Annotated in this window: 1 protein-coding gene; it reads left to right on the top strand. The window is 66.3% G+C overall.

Features of this window, described 5'->3' with window-relative positions:
- Positions 1-228 precede the first annotated feature (228 nt).
- Positions 229-702, top strand: a complete 474-nt coding sequence (locus I71_RS18935) for a ferritin family protein (protein WP_042696489.1) — start codon at positions 229-231, stop codon at positions 700-702.
- Positions 703-811: the final 109 nt, after the last annotated feature.

Genomic DNA, 811 nt, shown 5'->3' with positions numbered 1-811 from the left:
GCGGGCAGGACGGGATTGATTGGAAGGGCCGGGAAGGCGGGCTTGCTCATGAGGGGGAAGTCTGCTGCCGTGAACCGGCGGGAAAGGCAATGGTTTTCGGGAGGCGGGCGGGACGGCGCGCGCCAAAAGGTCGCAGGGGCGGGGCAGGGGGAGAGCGGCCGCGACCGATGCCCGCAAAAACTGTATGGTTTTGGGGTCGTCGGGCTTCTTCGCACTTCACAGGGATCCATGACCGATATCCACGACGCCGCCCTGTTCCTCGCCCACGCCTGCGCGCTGGAGGAGGACGCCGCCACCCGTTTCGCCGACCTGTCGGAGGCGATGAAGACCTATGGCAACCAGGAGGTCGCGGCCTTCTTCGGCCAGATGGCGAAATTCTCGCGCCTGCATCTGGCCGAGGCGCGGGAACGGTCGGGCTTCCGCAAGATCCCCGATCTGGCGCCGGAAGACTTTCAGTGGCCGGACGGCGACAGCCCGGAAGCGGCCTCGATGGAGGGGTCGCACTATCTGATGACGGTGGAATACGCGCTGGAACTGGCGCTGGACAGCGAACGGCGCGGGCAGGCCTTCTACGCCGAGGTGGCGAAGACCACCACCGACGCCGAGGTCCGCATGATGGCCGAGGAGTTCGCCGCCGAAGAGGCCGAACATGTCGCCCAGCTGGAGGTGTGGGCCAAGCGCTATCCTGCTTTGCAGGGTTAGGCTCTGGGGGTGAGGAAGGGGGCGTTGGAGGCCCCCTTCCCTCGTTACTTTGACAGGGCGGACCAGTCGATCTCGTACACCTTGTCGGCCGGCTGGAGGACTAAGGCGC

This window comes from Azospirillum sp. B506 (genome assembly GCF_000333595.1).
Lineage (GTDB): Bacteria > Pseudomonadota > Alphaproteobacteria > Azospirillales > Azospirillaceae > Azospirillum.
This window is presented reverse-complemented; position numbering and strand designations above follow the sequence as displayed.

Bases quoted from the DNA above. Each gene is read 5' to 3' on its own strand.
- I71_RS18935 (WP_042696489.1), top strand. From the start codon at position 229: ATGACCGATATCCACGACGCCGCCCTGTTCCTCGCCCACGCCTGCGCG.